Consider the following 18,053-nt stretch of genomic DNA (forward strand, 5'->3'; position numbering starts at 1 on the left):
ATTAAGCTGAGCTCCTACGGTAAGTTCATCGCCTTTGTATAATCTGTTTTTAAAGTTAGCCAATAAATGGTTAAAAATAAATAATTATCTTCATTAATTATGCTTTTTAGCGCCTTACCTAGGAAAGTTTAATGTGTTATAAGATAGCGATATCCAGTGACCGTTTTATTAACGATAGTACAAGACTGACCACTTTATGAGTTATTCCGTCTTAGTTTGCGATGATTCGGCTGTCGCCCGTAAACAAGTCATTAAAAACTTACAGAGCAAATTAGACCTGACCTTGCACCAAGCACAGAATGGCCAGCAGGCGATTGATTTACTGAAAACTCAGCAAATAGATTTATTGTGTCTGGATTTAACCATGCCAATACTTGATGGGATTGCTGTGTTAGAGGCAATAAAAGCACACCGAATTGAATGTTTCGTGGTGGTTATTTCGGCAGATGTTCAGGCCAAGATGAAAGAAAGAGTAGCAAATTTGGGGGCGTTAGGGTTTTTAGAAAAACCGGTTAAAGCAGAGCAGTTATTAGGATTACTGCACCAGTTTGGGATCCGATAACTTATCTATGCAAATTACAAATGTCACTATTAAAAATTTGCATAATCTATTTTGCTCTTTCGTATTGACAGCGCGGCTAAACTTCAGGCACTCTAAAATTATGAAAACGAATATTATCACTACGACCATTATTACAACCACCATCCTAACGGGATAGTGGCATAGGTCAGTGCGAGTTTGAAAAAGGCCTGTGTTCACTAAGAACACAGGCCTTTTTTGTTTTTGGAATGAGGAAAAATGATGCGAGTACTAAAGTTTGGAGGGTCTTCCCTCAAAGATTTTGCCTGTTTACAAAGAGTCAGCGAGCTAGTTAAAGACCATGGCCAACAACAAGCGCTTATCGTGCTGTCGGCTCCCGGTGGCATGACAGATCAGCTCGTTGAGCTTGCTGATTTGGCTGGACGAGGAGATGCGTTTGACTCCCAGTGGCAGTCATTTACTTCCCGCAGCCAAGGCCTATACGATGAAGTACAAGCGGTGTACGGTAGTGTTGTAGGCTGGCCTGACTTTGAATTACTTAAGAATAAATTAGATGGAGCCAAGTTACTGGGACACTGCCCAGATCAAGCAAGAGCCTATGTCATTAGTTTTGGCGAACGCATTAGCGTTGCGCTGATGGACACTATGCTGCAATCAGATTCAGTAGCGCTTAGTGCTGACGCTTGTGTAAAAACGCAGGGCGGGTATCTTGATGCCGAGGTTGACCTTAAGCTAAGTAAGTTATGTTTTGCAGAATTAGTGCGTGCCCAAGCGTCGCGTTTTTATATCATGGCAGGATTTACGGGAAGCAATGAAGCGGGCGAACTGACAACGCTTGGTCGCAACGGTTCTGACTACTCTGCAGCTGTCGCAGCTGCGTGTCTTGAAGCTGAAATCTGTCAAATCTGGACTGACGTTGATGGCGTCTACAGTGCAGATCCTCGTCTGATAAAGAAAGCGACTAAGGTCGACGTGCTATCTTATAAAGAAGCCATGGAGCTATCTTATTTTGGCGCCAAAGTGCTGCACCCAAAAACCATTTTACCTTGCGCCAAAGCAGATGTGCCTTGTGAAATTAAAAATACTCATGACCCAGAAGTGCCGGGTTCACTGATTTGTGCTCAAGGCGGTGGCGAGGCTCCAGTAAAAGCGCTTTCGAGTCTTGATAAACTGGCTATGTTGACCGTGGCAGGACCTGGAATGAAAGGCAAGGTTGGCATGGCTGCTCGGGTCTTTTCTGCACTGGCAGCAGATAACGTATCCATTGTACTTATTACGCAATCTTCTTGTGAATTCAGCATCAGTTTCTGTGTCCATGAGCAAGACTTAACACTTGCGCTGGTTGCGCTTGAACAGGCATTTGAGCTTGAAACGCAAGCAGGATTAATCGACCCAATTGAAGTGCAACGTAACCTTGCTATCGTTACTTTGGTTGGCGACAACATGAAAGCGCACAAAGGTCTTGCGGCCAAATTCTTTGCGTCACTTGCACAGGCTCAGGTGAATATTGTTGCCATCGCGCAGGACTCAACGGAGAGTTCTATTTCGGCGGTGGTTGACGGTGAACTTTGCCAAGATGCAGTAAAAGTGTGTCACGAAAACTTCTTCACGCACGTGCCATCCATTGATGTTTTCTTGATTGGCTGCGGTCTAGTGGGTCAAGAATTAATGAAGCAGTTTCATAAGCAGCAAGCATGGCTTGAAAAACGCAATATCCGTTTGAACCTCTATGGCATTGCAAACTCAAGTAAGTGTTACTTAGACCCAGAAGGCGTACCGTTTGATAACTGGGAATTGGCGCTTGAGAAAGCGGAGTCGGGCTTTGATTTACAACAGGTTAGCCAGTTTGTTAGACAAAATCATTTAATTAACCCTGTGATTGTCGATTGTAGTGCGGCTCAATTCGTTGCCGATGGCTATTTAGACTTTCTTAACGCGGGCTTTCATGTCGTTGCGGCTAATAAAAAAGCCAATACTGGCAGCTATGAGTATTATCAGTCACTGCAGCAGGCTGCACTAGCTAAGCGCCGTCACTTTCTATACGAAACCAACGTTGGCGCCGGACTCCCTGTATTAGACAACCTTAAATTGCTGTTTGGCGCAGGAGATGAATTGCTTTCATTCAGTGGTATTTTGTCTGGCTCGCTATCGTATATTTTTGGCGTATTGTCGGATGGTTTATCGCTATCGGAAGCGACAGAGAAAGCCAAACAAAGCGGTTTTACAGAGCCAGATCCGCGCGATGACTTATCTGGTACGGATGTCGCACGTAAGCTGCTTATCATTGCCCGTGAATCGGGACTGCCGTTGGAACTCAGTGATATTGAAGTTGAATCAGTATTACCTGAAGGGTTTGCTGAGGGTGCCAGTGTTGATGAATTTATGGCGCAATTACCGCAATTAGATGATGCTTTCGCAGCGCGTATTGCGGCGGCCAAAGCACAAGGCCAAGTGCTACGCTATGTCGGTTCAATTGTTGACGGTAAATGCCGCGTTGGCATTGAAGCGGTAGATAAAGAACATGCTCTGTACGATATTCGCGATGGTGAAAACGCACTGGCTATTTTGAGCCAATATTATCAACCAAAGCCTTTTGTGATCAGAGGTTATGGCGCGGGCGCAGAGGTAACCTCTGCAGGCGTATTTGCTGATATCCTAAAAACGCTGTCGAGGTAGGAGCTATGAAAACATTTTATGCACCAGCGTCAATGGGTAATTTTTGTGTTGGCTTTGATGCCCTTGGCGCCGCACTCCAGCCTATTGATGGCAGTTTACTGGGTGATCAGGTCAGCGTTGAAGCCGCAGAGCGTGATACGTTCAACTGTATTGGTCCATATGCTGAAAAGCTCTCCGCTGATCCTAAAGACAATCTAGCGTTTCAGTGTTTACAGCACTTCAAACAGCATGTGGCACCCAACATGCCGGCGGTTGCCATGACCTTGTATAAAGGCCTTCCTGTTGGTTCAGGTCTAGGCTCTAGCGCTTGCTCTGTGGTTGCCGCTTTTGCTGCACTCAATGATTTTGCCAATACGCAATTAAGCCAAGAGGCGCTTATTGAATTAATGGCCGACTTTGAAGCTAAGGTCAGTGGTGGTCGTCACTACGACAACATCACGCCCTGCTACCTTGGTGGGCTACAACTGACAGCAGACTGCATTCCAAGTAAAGCAATCAGCGTTGCGCATGATGAAAGCTGGTTTTATGTTATTGCATATCCTGGCTTTGCCTTGAATACAGCGAAAGCAAGGCAAGCACTACCACAGCAGTTTTCTTTGCATGATACGGTGGAGTTTGCCCAGCGACTGTCGGGCTTTTGTTTATTGATGCAGTCAGGTCAATTTGACAAAGCACTGTCGATGATGAAAGACAGCATTGCCGAGGAAGCGAGAGCGCCACTCATTGCTGGCTTTAACGAAGCAAAAGACGCGCTACCAGCCCTAGGTGCCGAGCTGGTGAGTATTTCAGGGGCAGGTCCCACACTATTTGCTATTTGTAAGTCTGAGCAACAGGCAAATGCAGTGCAGCAATGGTTGCAACAAAATTACATTAACGAAGCGGGTTTTAGCCATATTTGCCGATTAGATGCGCTTGGCACAAGAGAATTAAAGGATCAAAAGTAATGAAATTAGTGAATTTAAAAGACGAGCAGCAGGTTGTTTCATTTGTTGAAGCGGTAAAAATTGGTTTAGGTCGTAACCAAGGAGTTTTTTTTCCTCCTACATTTGAGCGTATTGCAGATGTTGATGCACTACTTGAATTACCTTTTGCAGAGCGCAGTGCCAAGATATTACATCACCTTATTGGTGATGAACTACCACAAGATACCCTCGATGCGATGGTAAAGCGCGCCTTTAATTTCCCTGCTAAATTAGTCGAAGTTGCTAAAAATCAGCATTGTTTAGAGCTTTTTCATGGGCCAACATTGGCGTTTAAAGACTTTGGCGGCCGCTTTATGGCGGAATGCATTAGTATGTTTAATCAAGGTGAGCGCGTGACTATCCTCACCGCAACAAGTGGTGACACGGGCGCCGCCGTTGCCCATGCATTTTACGAAAAAGAAAATGTCGATGTTGTGATCCTTTATCCTCATGGCAAAATTTCGCTTGCCCAACAAAAGCTGTTTACAACACTTGGGAAAAACATTCATTGTTATGCTGTAGATGGCAGCTTTGATGACTGCCAAGCGATGGTAAAGTCTGCATTCCTTGATGACGAAGTAAAGCAAAAGCTTGGTCTTAATTCGGCAAACTCCATCAACATCAGCCGTTTAGTGGCGCAAGTGTGTTATTACTTTGAAGCGCTAGCACAATTACCTAAATCTCAGCGTGATAAAGTGCATGTTTCAGTGCCAAGTGGTAACTTCGGTAATGTCTGTGCAGCAATGATTGCGGCAGCGATTGGATTACCTATTGCCAAGTTAAGTGCCACGACAAACCAAAATGATACTGTGCCCCGTTACATAGCCTCGGGTGAGTGGCAACCAAACGACACTTTGGAGTCACTCTCTAATGCGATGGACGTGAGTAAACCTAATAACTGGCCTCGTGTTGAAATCATGCTAGAAAGAGGGGATTTTAACAAACATGACTTTTATTCACGTTCGGTGACGGAAGCGCGAACTCAGACAGTAATGCAAGAATTACATGATAAAGGTTACTTGGCTGAGCCGCACACTGCGATAGCCTACGAGGGATTAGCGTTGGACTCTCAAGCGGATGAAACCGGAATTTTCCTTGCCACTGCGCATCCTGCGAAGTTTAAGGAATCTGTAGAAGGTGTTTTAAATCAGCAGCTTGATATGCCGAAACCGTTGGCCGATGCATTGCAAAAACCATGTTTGGCAGAGCCGCTTAGTGCAGATTATGATGCTTTGAAGGCAGCAATGTTAGCAAAACTCAACTAAATCAGAGTGCCTATCTGAGTGGGTAGAACGCCCACTCAGATAAGGTCAATTTTAAGACTATATTAGCTTTTCAAATGCAACTTAGGTTGTCTTATTTAAAATATTAATGTTTAAATAAAAAAATATCATCGCGATAGGGGTGTGAAATAAATTCAATCCCTGCTTAAATATGTCCATGCTGATTTCATAGGCAAACTGGTTATCTTGTGATGCTAGATTGTCTTTAAAAATACCCTTACGTTTACCTAGGAGAAACCATGTTAGAACGTAACATGAATATTGCAGATTTTGACCCAGAACTATTTGCAGCGATTGAAGCAGAAACTTCACGTCAAGAAGAGCACATCGAGCTTATCGCTTCTGAGAACTACTGTAGCCCACGTGTACTTGAAGCGCAGGGTTCTCAGCTAACAAACAAGTATGCTGAAGGTTACCCAGGTAAGCGTTACTATGGCGGTTGTGAGCACGTTGACGTGGTTGAGCAACTAGCCATTGATCGTGCAAACGAGCTATTTGGTTCTACTTATGCAAACGTTCAGCCTCACGCTGGCTCACAAGCAAATGCGGCGGTATTCCAAGCGCTACTTCAGCCACATGACACTGTGCTAGGTATGAGCCTTGCTCACGGTGGTCACTTAACGCACGGTTCACACGTAAACTTCTCTGGTAAAACGTACAATGCTATCCAGTACGGTCTAAACGAAGAAACTGGTGAAATCGATTACGCGCAAGTTGAAGCGTTAGCACTTGAGCACAAGCCAAAAATGATCATCGGTGGTTTCTCTGCGTACTCAGGTATCGTTGACTGGGCTAAGTTCCGCGAAATCGCTGATAAAGTAGGCGCTTACCTACTTGTTGATATGGCGCACGTTGCAGGTCTTGTTGCCGCTGGTATATACCCAAGCCCAGTGCCTCATGCACACGTTGTAACAACAACAACGCACAAAACGCTAGCGGGTCCTCGTGGTGGTCTTATCATCTCTGCTTGTGATGATGAAGAAATCTATAAAAAGCTAAACTCTGCCGTATTCCCTGGTGGTCAAGGTGGTCCTCTATGTCACGTTATCGCTGCAAAAGCGGTTGCGTTCAAAGAAGCACTACAGCCAGAGTTCAAGTCATACCAAGAGCAAGTGGTTAAAAATGCACAAGCTATGGTTGCGGTACTTCAGGAGCGTGGTTATAAAGTGGTTTCTGGCAAAACTGAAAACCACCTGTTCCTACTTGATCTGATTGATAAAGACATCACAGGTAAAGATGCGGATGCAGCGCTTGGCCGTGCAAACATCACAGTAAACAAAAACTCTGTACCAAACGATCCACGTTCACCGTTCGTTACTTCTGGTCTTCGTATCGGTTCTCCTGCGATCACTCGTCGTGGCTTCAAAGAAGCTGAGTCGAAAGAGCTTGCTGGCTGGATCTGTGACGTACTAGACAACATCAATGATGAGTCTGTACAGGCACAAGTGAAAGAAAAAGTAAAAGCAATTTGCGCTAAATTACCTGTTTACGCATAATTTCGCTCACAAAAAAGCAGTTTTTTGTTATGATTAAGGCCGCATTCAAGCGGCCTTTTTTGTTTTTGAGTCAACGAGAGCGTCTATGCATTGTCCATTCTGTACAGCCAAAGATACCAAAGTAATAGATTCACGTTTGGTTGCTTCCGGCCACCAAGTCCGTCGCCGTCGTGAGTGTATTTTATGCCACGAACGCTTTACTACCTTCGAGGGCGCAGAGCTCTTAATGCCGCGCGTGATAAAGCAAGATGGTACCAGGGAGCCTTTCAATGAGGATAAGTTACTCAATGGCATGCACCGAGCGTTGGAAAAGCGTCCTGTTAGTACAGAACAAATAGAAGAAGTAGTACACCAAATTAAATCTCAAATTCGTGGTACTGGCGAACGTGAAGTACCAAGCGACATGATTGGCGAATGTATTATGGAAGCCCTCAAAAAGCTCGATAAAGTGGCTTATGTGCGATTTGCTTCAGTATATCGCTCTTTCGAAGATATTCGTGAGTTTGGTGAAGAAATTGCGAGGTTGGGGGATTGAGCCAGTTCACAACGCAAGACCATGATTATATGAGCCGCGCCATCACGCTTGCAAAGCGCGGTAAATACACCACAACACCCAATCCAAACGTCGGCTGTGTGATCGTAAAAGACGGTGAAATCGTCGGCGAAGGCGCACACTTAAAAGCAGGTGAAGGCCATGCTGAAGTACATGCGCTTAAGCAAGCTGGAGCTAAAGCCGCAGGTGCAACTGCCTATGTAACGCTTGAGCCATGTAGTCACTATGGCAGAACGCCGCCGTGTGCAAAAGGTCTGATTGACGCAGGCGTCAGCAGAGTGGTTGCAGCCATGGTTGATCCCAACCCACAAGTTGCAGGGCGTGGATTGGCAATGTTAGAAGCCGCGGGAATTGCAACGGCTTTTGGTTTGTTAGAGCCACAAGCAAGGGCACTGAATACCGGATTCTTGAAGCGAATGGAGTATGGGTTGCCGTTCGTGACTTGTAAGCTTGCCGCTTCTGTTGATGGTAAAACCGCACTAAACAATGGCCAGAGCAAGTGGATTACCTCAGCGGCAGCGCGCTTAGACGTACAGCGCCACCGCGCGCAGAGCTGTGTGGTCTTGACCGGAGCCGATACGGTTATGGTAGACAACGCAAGACTCAATGTTCGTGAGGAGTTTTTGCAAGACACCGATTATCCTCAATCTGAGCTACGCCAGCCGATACGTGCGATTATTGACTCACAAAATCGTCTGACACCAGATCTTGCGCTATTTACAATTGCATCTCCAGTGATTATTTTCCGCCGTACTATTGATAATTCAGTGCAATGGCCTCATTTCGTAGAGCAAATTGTCGTGCCTGAAATCAACGGTAAGCTCGACCTAAAAGCCGTGCTCAACAAGCTGGCTGAAAAGCACTGTAATTATGTTTGGCTAGAAGCCGGTGCCACCCTTGCGGGGGTAATGCATGAACAAGGGCTAATCGATGAATATATCATCTATTTGGCACCGAAAATAATTGGCGCTGGAAAAGGGCTGTTTAACACCACACCACTGAGTGCCATGTCGCAAATACCTGAGTTAGTGTTTGGCGACGTTTGCCAAGTGGGGCCTGATCTCAAACTTATCGCGACTAAAGAGAAGTAAAATGTTTACAGGTATTATCGAAGCAACAGGAACATTAACTCAATTGCAGCTCAAGGGCGGCGATTTAATTGTTCGTGTGACCACAACATCTCTTGATATGAGTGATGTAAACTTGGGTGATAGTATTGCCACGAACGGGGTTTGCCTGACCGTAACTGAGAAGTTTCATGATGGCTTCAAAGCCGATGTTTCTAACGAAACCTTAAGTTTGACGCGTTTTGCCGAGTACAAACAAGGCCAAAAGGTAAATCTTGAAAAGGCACTGCAGCCGATTTCACGCCTAGGCGGTCATTTGGTGTCAGGCCATGTGGATGGTATTGCTGAAGTGGTTGAGATAACCGCTAATGCCAGAGCGACTGACTATTGGTTAGCCGCGCCGTCATCGCTAATGAAGTATATTCCGTATAAAGGTTCGGTTGCCATTGATGGTATCAGTTTGACGGTCAATGCCGTGGAACAAAACCGCTTTAAATTGACCATAGTGCCACACACGGCGCAAGAAACGACGATTGCAGGTTTTCAAGTCGGGTCAAAACTAAACCTAGAGGTTGACCAAATCGCCCGCTACCTCGAAAGACTAATTCAGGGTGAGCCAAGCGCTGCCAGCGAGTCCACTCTCACAACCAGTCTATTGGCGAAAGCTGGCTTTATAAAGTAGCCACAGACAAAGTAAAAATGGGAAAACTATGAGTTTAAATAGTGCTGAGGAAATCATCGCGGACATTAAAGCCGGTAAAATGGTTATTTTGATGGACGATGAAGACCGAGAAAATGAAGGTGATCTGATCATTGCAGCAGAGCACATTACACCAGATGCAATTAATTTCATGGCAACATATGGTCGCGGGTTAATCTGTTTGACCATGACACAGGAGCGCTGTGAGCAGCTGAACTTGCCACTAATGGTGAAAACCAATGGCGCTCAGTTCTCTACCAACTTTACTTTGTCTATTGAAGCTGCGAAAGGCGTAACGACAGGTATTTCAGCGGCAGATCGCGCCCGTACAGTACAAGCTGCAGTTGCCAAAGGTGCAGTACCTGAAGATATCGTACAACCAGGTCATATCTTCCCAATCATGGCGCAACCAGGCGGCGTTTTAACGCGTGCAGGCCATACTGAAGCCGGATGTGATTTAGCGCGTTTGGCGGGACTGGAGCCTGCATCTGTGATTGTTGAAATTCTCAATCCAGACGGCACTATGGCACGTCGCCCACAACTAGAAGTATTCGCAAAAGAACACGATATTAAAATCGGCACCATTGCTGATTTAATTGAGTATCGTAACTTAAACGAAACCACTATCGAAAAAGTAGCAGAGTGTAAACTGCCTACTGAGTTTGGTGAGTTTAACCTAGTGACGTACAAAGACACCATTGATAATCAACTTCACTATGCGATGGTAAAAGGTGAGATCAAATCGGAAGAAGCCAATTTAGTACGTGTGCATCTGCAAAGCACGTTTAACGATATCCTCCATTCAGATCGCAGCGCGGATAGAAGCTGGACACTGCAAAGTGCCATGAAGCACATCGCCGACAACGAAGGCGTATTAGTCATTCTTGGAAAACAAGAACGTAGCGAAGAGATGGAAGCGCTGGTTAAGGCATTTGCTGCGGAAGATGCGGGTGAACAGGTGAACTACCGTAAATTCCAAGGTACTTCGCGCACCGTAGGTGTGGGATCGCAAATTTTGGCTGATTTAGGCATTCAGAAAATGCGCCTAATGAGTCTACCTAAAAAATATCATGCACTGTCTGGTTTCCACTTAGAAGTGGTTGAATACGTCGAACCAAAATAATTCCAAAATGCCAAATTGATCGCAATCGCCTATATTCAGATAGTAGGCGATTGCCACATTACTGTGCTATCATGCGCCTCAATTTGGCAATTGCTCATACAGATTAGGAACATCTAATGAAAGTAATCGAAGGTAATAAATACGCTCCTGGCAAAAAATTTGCCATTGTCATTTCACGTTTTAACGATTTTATCGGTAGCAGCTTACTTGAAGGCGCTGTAGATGAATTAAAACGTACCGGTGGTGTTAGCGATGAAGACATCACGGTTGTATATGTACCCGGAGCGGTTGAACTACCACTAGCAGCAAAGCGCGTTGCGATGAAAAAAGAGCACGACGCGATTATTGCGCTAGGTGTGATTATTCGTGGTGGTACGCCACACTTCGATTTAGTTGCTAACGAGTCTAACAAAGGCTTAGCTAGCGTTTCATTAGATTATGACATCCCTGTTGCTTTTGGTGTACTTACTACCGAAAGCATTGAGCAAGCTATCGAGCGCGCGGGCACTAAAATGGGCAACAAAGGGGGAGAAGCCGCCCTTGGAGCTCTAGAAATGGTGAACGTGCTAGAGCAAATTTAAGAGGAATCTCAGTGAAACCAGCAGCTAGACGCAAAGCACGTGTACTTGCTTTACAAGCTATTTATTCTTGGCAGCTAAGTGGTAACCCAATTGCCGATATCGAACAGCAAATGCTGATCGAAAACGACGTAACGAAAGTCGATGTAGAATACTTCAAAGACTTAGCGCGTGGTGTTGTTGTTAACCAAAAGCAGCTAGACGAAGCAATTCGTCCGCATTTAGCTCGTCCACTTGAAGAATTGGATATGGTTGAGCTTGCCGTGTTACGTGTTAGTGCTTATGAGCTTAAATTCCGTGAAGATGTGCCATACAAAGTGGCTATCAACGAAGGTATTGAGTTAGCGAAAATGTTTGGCGCTGAAGAGAGCCACAAATTCGTTAACGGTGTACTAGACAAAGCGGTTAAGTTTATTCGCAAATAAGCTTTACTATAGGAATAGCCGGCCTTGGCCGGCTTTTTTGTGTATGAAAGAATTTGAGCTAATCAATCACTACTTTAAAGGCCGTGGCATTACTCGCCGAGATGTAGAGCTTGGGATCGGTGATGACTGCGCCTTGGTTTCAGTTCCTGCTGGCAATCAACTTGCGGTAACTACGGATACGCTAGTTGCGGGTGTGCACTTTTTTGAAGATATTCCACCTCGAGCACTAGGCCATCGGGTTATCGCGGTAAATCTTAGCGACTTAGCTGCTATGGGTGCAGAACCTACTTGGGTGTCACTTGGTTTAACGCTACCTAAGGCTGACTTGGAGTGGTTAGAAGCCTTCACTGAGGGCATGCATGAAATTGCTGAGTACTATAACGTACAAGTAATAGGTGGCGATACAACGCAAGGTCCATTGACTATCACTGTATGTGCAAAAGGTATTGTACCAACTGGTAAAGCACTCAAGCGCTCAGGAGCGCGGGTGGGTGATTGGATTTATGTAACAGGTCCACTTGGTGACGCAGGGCTTGCTATTGAAGCGCGAAAACAGGGCTGGACACTTGAGCCAAAACATTACAAAGCGGCGCTTGAAAAGTTTAACTACCCAGCACCAAGGGTTGCTGCGGGCCAAGTTCTTAGGGGTCTTGCTACCTCTGCAATTGATATCTCAGACGGTCTACTCGCGGATCTTAAGCATATTTTACGTAGCTCGTTAGTTGGCGCTAAGATAAACGCCGATAAAGTTCCTCAGTCTGATGCGCTGCGCTCAAGCCTTGATGAAGATGCACGCATGCGGCTCGCGCTCGGTTTTGGCGATGACTACGAGTTACTCTTCACGGTCAATGATAATAACAAAAATGCCGTGGAAACCAGATTGAAGCAATATGGTGTTGAGCCAGTTTGTATTGGCCAAATTACGGCTAATAATGGCGAAATTCAATTGCTCAAAAAAGGTCAACCTTACCAGCTCACAGGGTTTGGTTTTGAGCATTTTAGCTAGGAGTTGGTTTGGCTAAGCAGTATGTATTTAATTTAAAGAAGCCGCATCAATTCTTTGCACTCGGGTTTGGTCTTGGTTTAGCGAAAAAAGCACCTGGTACTTTTGGCTCCTTCGCCGCATTACCGTTTATTTTTGCAACCCAAGGCGCACCAATTTGGCTGCAATGTCTGGTTGCGATTGTCATGACGTTATTTGGGATCTGGGTGTGTGGTAAAACAGCAGACGATGTTAATGTTCATGACCACCCAGCCATTGTCTGGGATGAAGTGGCAGGTTTTTATATTACCATGATAGGGGCGGCGCTTAGCTGGCAGTCATTAATCGTTGGCTTTATTTTGTTCCGCTTTTTCGATATTTTGAAACCGGGTCCGATAAGATGGCTCGATAAACGTTTGCATGGTGGCTCGGGGATTATGCTAGATGATGTATTAGCTGGCATTTTTTCATTGATTTGCGTGCAAGCTTTGTTTAAAACTGGCATTTTAGTCTAACTGTGCTGATGTGATGGAATCGAGATGACAAGGCTATTGTTTTTCATTTTCACTTTGCTGCTACCAATTACGAGTTTTGCGGCGATAGATGATTACGTAGTTAAACAGTGGAATATCCAAAGTGGGTTACCGTCACAAAGCGTTAAGAGTGTCGTTCAAGACAATCAAGGCTACATTTGGCTCGGAACTCAGTTTGGCTTAAGTCGGTTTGATGGTCATCAATTCCAAAACTTCAACACCCAAAATACCGAATTCTTAAATAGCAATGCCATTAATAAATTGGTGGTGGATCGATTTGGCATGCTCTGGGTTGGCACGCGTCGAGGATTGTTAAGACTCAATCCCCAAACCTTAGAAGCTCGGCGTTTCGATCTGCAGGGGCCTGTACGAGATATCTTGCAAGATGAAGATGGCGGGATCTGGATTGCTGCGAATGGTCTGTATTATGTTTCTGCGAAAAAGCTGACGTTAGCCGCCAATAACATCGAACAAAGTACGTTAGATGTTACCCAAATCAATCAAATTGTAGGTTCCGTGACTAAAATGGCGTTGGTGCCTGATGGTATTTGGCTAGTGAATGAACGTCACCTACTTAAAATCAGTGAATCAAGCAATCGCAACGGTGATGGCGTTAGGCTTGAGCTGGCGAGTAAGGTTTCACTACCTGAGCAGTTAGCGCAAACCATTATACATGACTTAGCTTGGGTCGATGGTAAGTTGTTCTTAGCATCAGAGTTGGGTGCGTATTTTCTAGATATTGACGAAGTACTACGCCGTTATCAAGATGCGGGTAACAATGCCGTATATAAGTTTCTAAATGATAAGGAAGGCGGGCTATGGGTCTCTACTTATGGTCGGCTGTTATATCGACAGAATAACGGTGTTTGGCAAGCTGTCGAGCCAATTCAGTTGGATCAAAGTATCTGGTTTGCAGATATCTTTATGGACAAAGATAATAATATCTGGCTTGCCAGTTTAAATGAAGGCTTGTGGCTGGCCCACTCAGGAAAAGTGGAGCGGCATCATATTGGTCCTAGAGTAAACCAAGCAATTTCAGCCATCACACAGGGGCCCTCTGGTCAGTTATGGGTCGCTAGTCGTGAGGGGCTTGGCATTATGGGATTGAATGATAGTTATCAACCCGTGCTAACTAGTGCGCAGTTAAATCGTTCCGTGATACACGACTTGGAGTTTATTGGCGAAAAACTCATTCTTGGGACAGACCGTGGTGCACTTATCTACGAAAATGGCACACTACAAAAATTAACTGAGCGAGAGCTCAGACAGAATCCAGTCTTTTCATTAAGCCCTTCAAACCGAGGGGGAATGTGGTTTGGTACAGGGAGAGGTTTGTATCGTCTTGATTACAAGGGGATAACGCCATTTGCCTACAACGCTTTTCTTGGTAGTCAATTTGTTACTTTTGTTGAGGATTTTCCGAGATATGGTTTTATCGGTACTAACAAAGGTGCGTATCGCTACAATGATAAAGGCATCGAAAAAATAGGCTCGCAAACTTCGTTAGATACAGCTTATATCACCAGCATATTACACTTAGATACCGTAACGACTTTGGTGGGTTCACTCAATGACGGATTATTCTATCGTACCTCAGATGGTGATTGGTATCAGCTTGATGCTTCAAATGGATTGCCTTACGGATCGATATTTTCTTTGCATTATGACAAGAGCAATCAGCTCATCTGGGTGAGCACAATGAAAGGGGTATATCGCATGCCCGTTGCGCAATTTGGTCACGTTATAGAGAGTTTGCAAGTTGAACAAGTAATAAGCCCATTCGATAGGCAGCTTGATGGCAGACCAAGCCAATGTTGTTCAGGCCTTGGGCATGATGCCGTGGTTGAAACCGAGTCAGCTATTTTTTACCCCAGCTTACAAGGCGTTGTTGAGATCCCTAAAAATGTCCAGCTTTTTGGCGGTGGGGATTTATTGCCAAGGCTAGAGTCATTGTCTACCCACGATAGAGTATTTAGTACAGAATCATTAAATCAAGTGATCCAGCTTGAAACATCGGAACGCGATTTAACTATCAATTATACAGCCATTGATTTTTATGCGCCTCATAGCATTGAGTTTAGATACAAACTTAATGGCCATGATACACAATGGCGGGATGCACAATCACGGCGTGAAGCCATTTACACCAATTTGCCTCCAGGCAACTTTACCTTTGTGTTAGAAGCTAAGCGTCAAGGACAAGATTGGGAAAAGGCTAAAGTGCTAAGCTTATCAATTGTACTACCTCGGCGCTTCGACGAAACGATTTACTTTAGATTGTTTATTACTTGTGCATTTATCTTTATGTTCTATCTGATTTTTTGGGTGTTTAGAGCACAAGAAAGAAGAAAGCAGGCCGCATTAGAGGCGTTAGTTGCAGAGCGTACAACGGAGCTTAGAAAGGCAAATGAAAAGCTAAATCAAGTTAATACACAACTTAAGCTGGTTAGTCATTCTGATGAGCTGACAGGCTTGCGAAGTCGTCGCTTTTTGTTTGATCAACTTCCTAAAGATGTTGAGCACTACCAGCGCAATGCTCAATCACTACAAGCCCAAAATAAGAGCCTAGTGCTCATGATCATGAATATCGATGACTTTAGTAAGATTAACGATTCTTATGGTCCTATTGGTGGCGACAGTTGCTTACAACAGTTAGCGACACTTTTAAATACCCGTACTCAAGGTTCAGACTATGTTGTTAGATGGAGTGGGGATGAATTCTTATTGTTATTGCGTGATTTCAGTCGAGATGACATTGAAGAGTATGTTAGTGATTTATGTAAAGCCATTGCTGAGACGGACTATCGACTTCCTAATGGAAAAACCACTAAGCTGACAGTTTCTATGGGGTGGTCTTATTACCCTCTACCACTACTCGGTGGCAAAGTGATTGGTTGGGAATCATCAGTGAATTTGGCTGATATTGCGCTGCATCAAGTTAAACAACGCGGTGGGGATGGTGCTGCAACAATTACTTTTGATGATCAGTTAGATGCTTTTGAGTTTGAACAAAGTGCGAATATAGAGTCTCAATTACAGTTATTACAAAGTAATGGGCTTGCTGAAATCAGTGTATGGATGAGGTAAAACTCATAGCAAAAAGGCTTCCAAATGGAAGCCTTTTTTAGGTTGAATGCAGACTCACGCAAGCCAAGCCTTAATTTGTTGACTGATGCCTTCGCTGTTTAAGCCCAGCTCGGCATGGATCTCAGTTTGTGAACCATGCTTAATAAACTCGTCAGGTAGACCAAGAAGTTTAATTGGTTTTTGATGGCCTTGAGCAATTAAATACTCGCTTACTGCGGAGCCTGCGCCACCGGCAATAGCATTATCTTCAAGTGTGACGAAGCGCTCGTGAGTTACAACCAACTCTTCGATAAGGGCGCAGTCTAAGGGTTTGACAAAACGCATATCTACAAGTGTGGCATTTAGCTCTTCGGCTACGGCTTGAGCGTTTTCAAGCAATGTACCAAAGCTTAAAATAGCCAGCTTTTCACCTTCTCTTACTACCTTGCCCTTACCAACTTCTATTGCGGTCATTTCCGTATCAATCTCGGCGCTTCCCGCACTACCTCTGGGGTATCTCACTGCTGCTGGCCTATCTAGGCGATGACCTGTGTAGAGCATTTGGCGGCACTCATTAAGGTCGCTTGGTGCCATGATCACCATATTCGGGATACAGCGCAAGAAACTTAAGTCGTATGCGCCTTGGTGCGTCTCACCATCCGCACCAACGACACCGGCACGGTCAATAGCGAACAACACTGGCAGATTTTGTAGTGCGACATCATGAATGAGTTGGTCGTATGCGCGTTGCAAGAAGCTAGAATAGATTGCAACCACTGGGTTGAGGTCTTCACAAGCAAAACCCGCTGCCAGTGTTACAGCATGTTGCTCAGCAATGGCAACATCAAAATATTGAGCAGGGTACTCTTTAGAAAAGCGTACCATGCCCGAGCCTTCACGCATTGCTGGTGTGATTGCCATGAGCTTATTATCTTGTGCAGCCATATCGCAAAGCCAATCTCCAAACACCTTTGAAAAGGTTGGTGCACTAGGTTTTGATTTGGGTAAGCTATGGACGCTTGGATCGAACTTAGGCACGGCATGATAACCAATAGGATCTGCTTCTGCAGGTTTATAACCTTTCCCTTTTTGGGTTTTAACGTGTAATAGTTGAGGGCCTTTTAGGTTACGCATATTACGCAGCGTATCTACCAAAGTATCTACGTTATGTCCGTCAATTGGGCCAATATAGTTAAAGCCTAGCTCTTCAAAGAAAGTACCAGGGATTATCATCCCCTTTAAATGCTCTTCCATACGGCCTGCAAGCTCTTTAACCGGCGGCACACCAGACAGCAGTTTTTTGCTGCCTTCTCGAATATTGGTGTAAAAGCTACCAGAGAGGATCTTCGCGAAATGATTGGTGAGTGCGCCAACGTTTTCAGAGATAGACATTTCGTTGTCGTTTAGGATCACTAACATATCTGGATTGATGTCGCCTGCGTGATTCATGGCTTCAAACGCCATGCCCGCGGTCATTGCACCATCACCAATAACGGCGACGGTCTTACGTCCAATCCCTTCTTTTTCAGCTGCGATAGCCATACCAAGTGCCGCTGATATAGAAGTGCTTGAGTGGCCAACACTAAACGTATCGTATTCGCTTTCTTCTCTATAAGGGAAAGGATGCAGGCCATCTTTCTGGCGGATCGTATGCATCCTATCTCTTCTACCTGTAAGTAGTTTGTGCGGATAGGCTTGATGACCTACATCCCAAACGAGCCTATCGCTTGGTGTGTTATACACATAGTGTAAAGCTACAGTAAGCTCTACAGTGCCTAAACCAGATGCAAAGTGACCGCTGCTTTGAGAGACTGAGTTCAGCAAATACTCGCGAAGCTCATCACTAAAGGCGGTTAACTTGTGCTGGGGTAATTGACGGAGTTGACTTGGCTCGTCAATTAACGCGAGTAAGGGATACTTGCTACTATCAAGTTTCATGGTATTTATCAGAGTCCTAAGTGAATCTCAGCGCAATTACTCACGTGGTCCACTTCATAATTATTAAAATTCTTCACTAACTTGTCATAATATTATGTTAGCCAGTGTTTACAAAGTTCTTGTGAATATT

General features: G+C 44.8%; 15 protein-coding genes. 14 read left to right on the forward strand and 1 reads right to left on the reverse strand.

Going from position 1 to position 18,053, the window contains the following annotated elements; genetic code table 11:
- Nucleotides 1–196: 196 nt before the first annotated feature.
- The 14 genes from L1271_RS00665 (at nucleotide 197) to L1271_RS00730 (ending at nucleotide 16,006) form a co-directional block, all read left to right on the forward strand.
- Nucleotides 197–562, forward strand: a complete 366-nt coding sequence (locus L1271_RS00665; RefSeq protein ID WP_010372125.1) for a response regulator — start codon at nucleotides 197–199, stop codon at nucleotides 560–562.
- A 240-nt stretch (nucleotides 563–802) separates the two neighbouring features.
- Nucleotides 803–3,217, forward strand: a complete 2,415-nt coding sequence (thrA, locus tag L1271_RS00670; RefSeq protein WP_235366703.1) for a bifunctional aspartate kinase/homoserine dehydrogenase I — start codon at nucleotides 803–805, stop codon at nucleotides 3,215–3,217.
- 5 nt (nucleotides 3,218–3,222) lie between these two features.
- Nucleotides 3,223–4,161 (forward strand): homoserine kinase, encoded by a 939-nt coding sequence (gene thrB, locus L1271_RS00675; RefSeq protein ID WP_010606129.1) that lies wholly within the window; start codon nucleotides 3,223–3,225, stop codon nucleotides 4,159–4,161.
- On the forward strand, nucleotides 4,161–5,444 hold the full coding sequence (gene thrC, locus L1271_RS00680; RefSeq protein ID WP_235366551.1) for a threonine synthase: 1,284 nt from the start codon (nucleotides 4,161–4,163) through the stop codon (nucleotides 5,442–5,444). Before thrB ends, thrC begins: the two co-directional genes overlap by 1 nt.
- 257 nt (nucleotides 5,445–5,701) lie before the next feature.
- Nucleotides 5,702–6,958 (forward strand): serine hydroxymethyltransferase, encoded by a 1,257-nt coding sequence (gene glyA / locus L1271_RS00685; protein WP_099030155.1) that lies wholly within the window; start codon nucleotides 5,702–5,704, stop codon nucleotides 6,956–6,958.
- A gap of 85 nt (nucleotides 6,959–7,043) precedes the next feature.
- Nucleotides 7,044–7,493 carry a transcriptional regulator NrdR gene (gene nrdR / locus L1271_RS00690; protein WP_010372109.1) on the forward strand — a complete coding sequence of 150 codons (450 nt, stop codon included), beginning with the start codon at nucleotides 7,044–7,046 and terminating at the stop codon, nucleotides 7,491–7,493.
- The gene (ribD, locus tag L1271_RS00695; RefSeq protein WP_235366552.1) at nucleotides 7,490–8,602 is read left to right on the forward strand and encodes a bifunctional diaminohydroxyphosphoribosylaminopyrimidine deaminase/5-amino-6-(5-phosphoribosylamino)uracil reductase RibD; all 1,113 of its coding nucleotides are present in this window, start codon (nucleotides 7,490–7,492) and stop codon (nucleotides 8,600–8,602) included. The genes nrdR and ribD overlap by 4 nt, the downstream gene beginning before the upstream one ends.
- Nucleotide 8,603: 1 nt before the next feature.
- On the forward strand, nucleotides 8,604–9,260 hold the full coding sequence (locus L1271_RS00700) for a riboflavin synthase (RefSeq protein ID WP_010606132.1): 657 nt from the start codon (nucleotides 8,604–8,606) through the stop codon (nucleotides 9,258–9,260).
- A gap of 28 nt (nucleotides 9,261–9,288) precedes the next feature.
- Nucleotides 9,289–10,401: a bifunctional 3,4-dihydroxy-2-butanone-4-phosphate synthase/GTP cyclohydrolase II gene (gene ribBA / locus L1271_RS00705; RefSeq protein WP_010606133.1), complete on the forward strand. Its 1,113-nt coding sequence runs from the start codon at nucleotides 9,289–9,291 to the stop codon at nucleotides 10,399–10,401.
- Nucleotides 10,402–10,517: 116 nt separating this feature from the next.
- Nucleotides 10,518–10,982 (forward strand): 6,7-dimethyl-8-ribityllumazine synthase, encoded by a 465-nt coding sequence (ribH, locus tag L1271_RS00710; RefSeq protein WP_010372096.1) that lies wholly within the window; start codon nucleotides 10,518–10,520, stop codon nucleotides 10,980–10,982.
- Between the two features lie 11 nt (nucleotides 10,983–10,993).
- Nucleotides 10,994–11,404 (forward strand): transcription antitermination factor NusB, encoded by a 411-nt coding sequence (nusB, locus tag L1271_RS00715; protein WP_010372094.1) that lies wholly within the window; start codon nucleotides 10,994–10,996, stop codon nucleotides 11,402–11,404.
- A 43-nt stretch (nucleotides 11,405–11,447) separates the two neighbouring features.
- Entirely contained in the window at nucleotides 11,448–12,410 is a 963-nt protein-coding gene (gene thiL, locus L1271_RS00720; RefSeq protein WP_102057345.1) for a thiamine-phosphate kinase, read from the forward strand.
- A gap of 8 nt (nucleotides 12,411–12,418) precedes the next feature.
- Nucleotides 12,419–12,901 (forward strand): phosphatidylglycerophosphatase A family protein, encoded by a 483-nt coding sequence (locus L1271_RS00725; RefSeq protein WP_235366553.1) that lies wholly within the window; start codon nucleotides 12,419–12,421, stop codon nucleotides 12,899–12,901.
- 24 nt (nucleotides 12,902–12,925) lie between these two features.
- Nucleotides 12,926–16,006 (forward strand): ligand-binding sensor domain-containing diguanylate cyclase, encoded by a 3,081-nt coding sequence (locus L1271_RS00730; RefSeq protein ID WP_010606136.1) that lies wholly within the window; start codon nucleotides 12,926–12,928, stop codon nucleotides 16,004–16,006.
- Between the two features lie 54 nt (nucleotides 16,007–16,060).
- Here the strand turns inward: L1271_RS00730 and dxs are convergent, their stop codons facing one another.
- On the reverse strand, nucleotides 16,061–17,923 hold the full coding sequence (dxs, locus tag L1271_RS00735) for a 1-deoxy-D-xylulose-5-phosphate synthase (RefSeq protein ID WP_102057344.1): 1,863 nt from the start codon (nucleotides 17,921–17,923) through the stop codon (nucleotides 16,061–16,063).
- Between the last annotated feature and the right edge of the window lie 130 nt (nucleotides 17,924–18,053).

This window comes from Pseudoalteromonas sp. OF5H-5, from assembly GCF_021530695.1.
In the GTDB taxonomy this organism is placed as follows: Bacteria; Pseudomonadota; Gammaproteobacteria; order Enterobacterales; family Alteromonadaceae; genus Pseudoalteromonas.

Bases quoted from the DNA above. Each gene is read 5' to 3' on its own strand.
- thiL (WP_102057345.1), top strand. From the start codon at position 11,448: ATGAAAGAATTTGAGCTAATCAATCACTACTTTAAAGGCCGTGGCATT.
- L1271_RS00730 (WP_010606136.1), top strand. From the start codon at position 12,926: ATGACAAGGCTATTGTTTTTCATTTTCACTTTGCTGCTACCAATTACG.
- thrB (WP_010606129.1), top strand. From the start codon at position 3,223: ATGAAAACATTTTATGCACCAGCGTCAATGGGTAATTTTTGTGTTGGC.
- L1271_RS00665 (WP_010372125.1), top strand. From the start codon at position 197: ATGAGTTATTCCGTCTTAGTTTGCGATGATTCGGCTGTCGCCCGTAAA.
- ribBA (WP_010606133.1), top strand. From the start codon at position 9,289: ATGAGTTTAAATAGTGCTGAGGAAATCATCGCGGACATTAAAGCCGGT.
- dxs (WP_102057344.1), bottom strand. From the start codon at position 17,923: ATGAAACTTGATAGTAGCAAGTATCCCTTACTCGCGTTAATTGACGAG.
- thrA (WP_235366703.1), top strand. From the start codon at position 803: ATGCGAGTACTAAAGTTTGGAGGGTCTTCCCTCAAAGATTTTGCCTGT.
- glyA (WP_099030155.1), top strand. From the start codon at position 5,702: ATGTTAGAACGTAACATGAATATTGCAGATTTTGACCCAGAACTATTT.
- L1271_RS00700 (WP_010606132.1), top strand. From the start codon at position 8,604: ATGTTTACAGGTATTATCGAAGCAACAGGAACATTAACTCAATTGCAG.
- thrC (WP_235366551.1), top strand. From the start codon at position 4,161: ATGAAATTAGTGAATTTAAAAGACGAGCAGCAGGTTGTTTCATTTGTT.
- nrdR (WP_010372109.1), top strand. From the start codon at position 7,044: ATGCATTGTCCATTCTGTACAGCCAAAGATACCAAAGTAATAGATTCA.
- ribH (WP_010372096.1), top strand. From the start codon at position 10,518: ATGAAAGTAATCGAAGGTAATAAATACGCTCCTGGCAAAAAATTTGCC.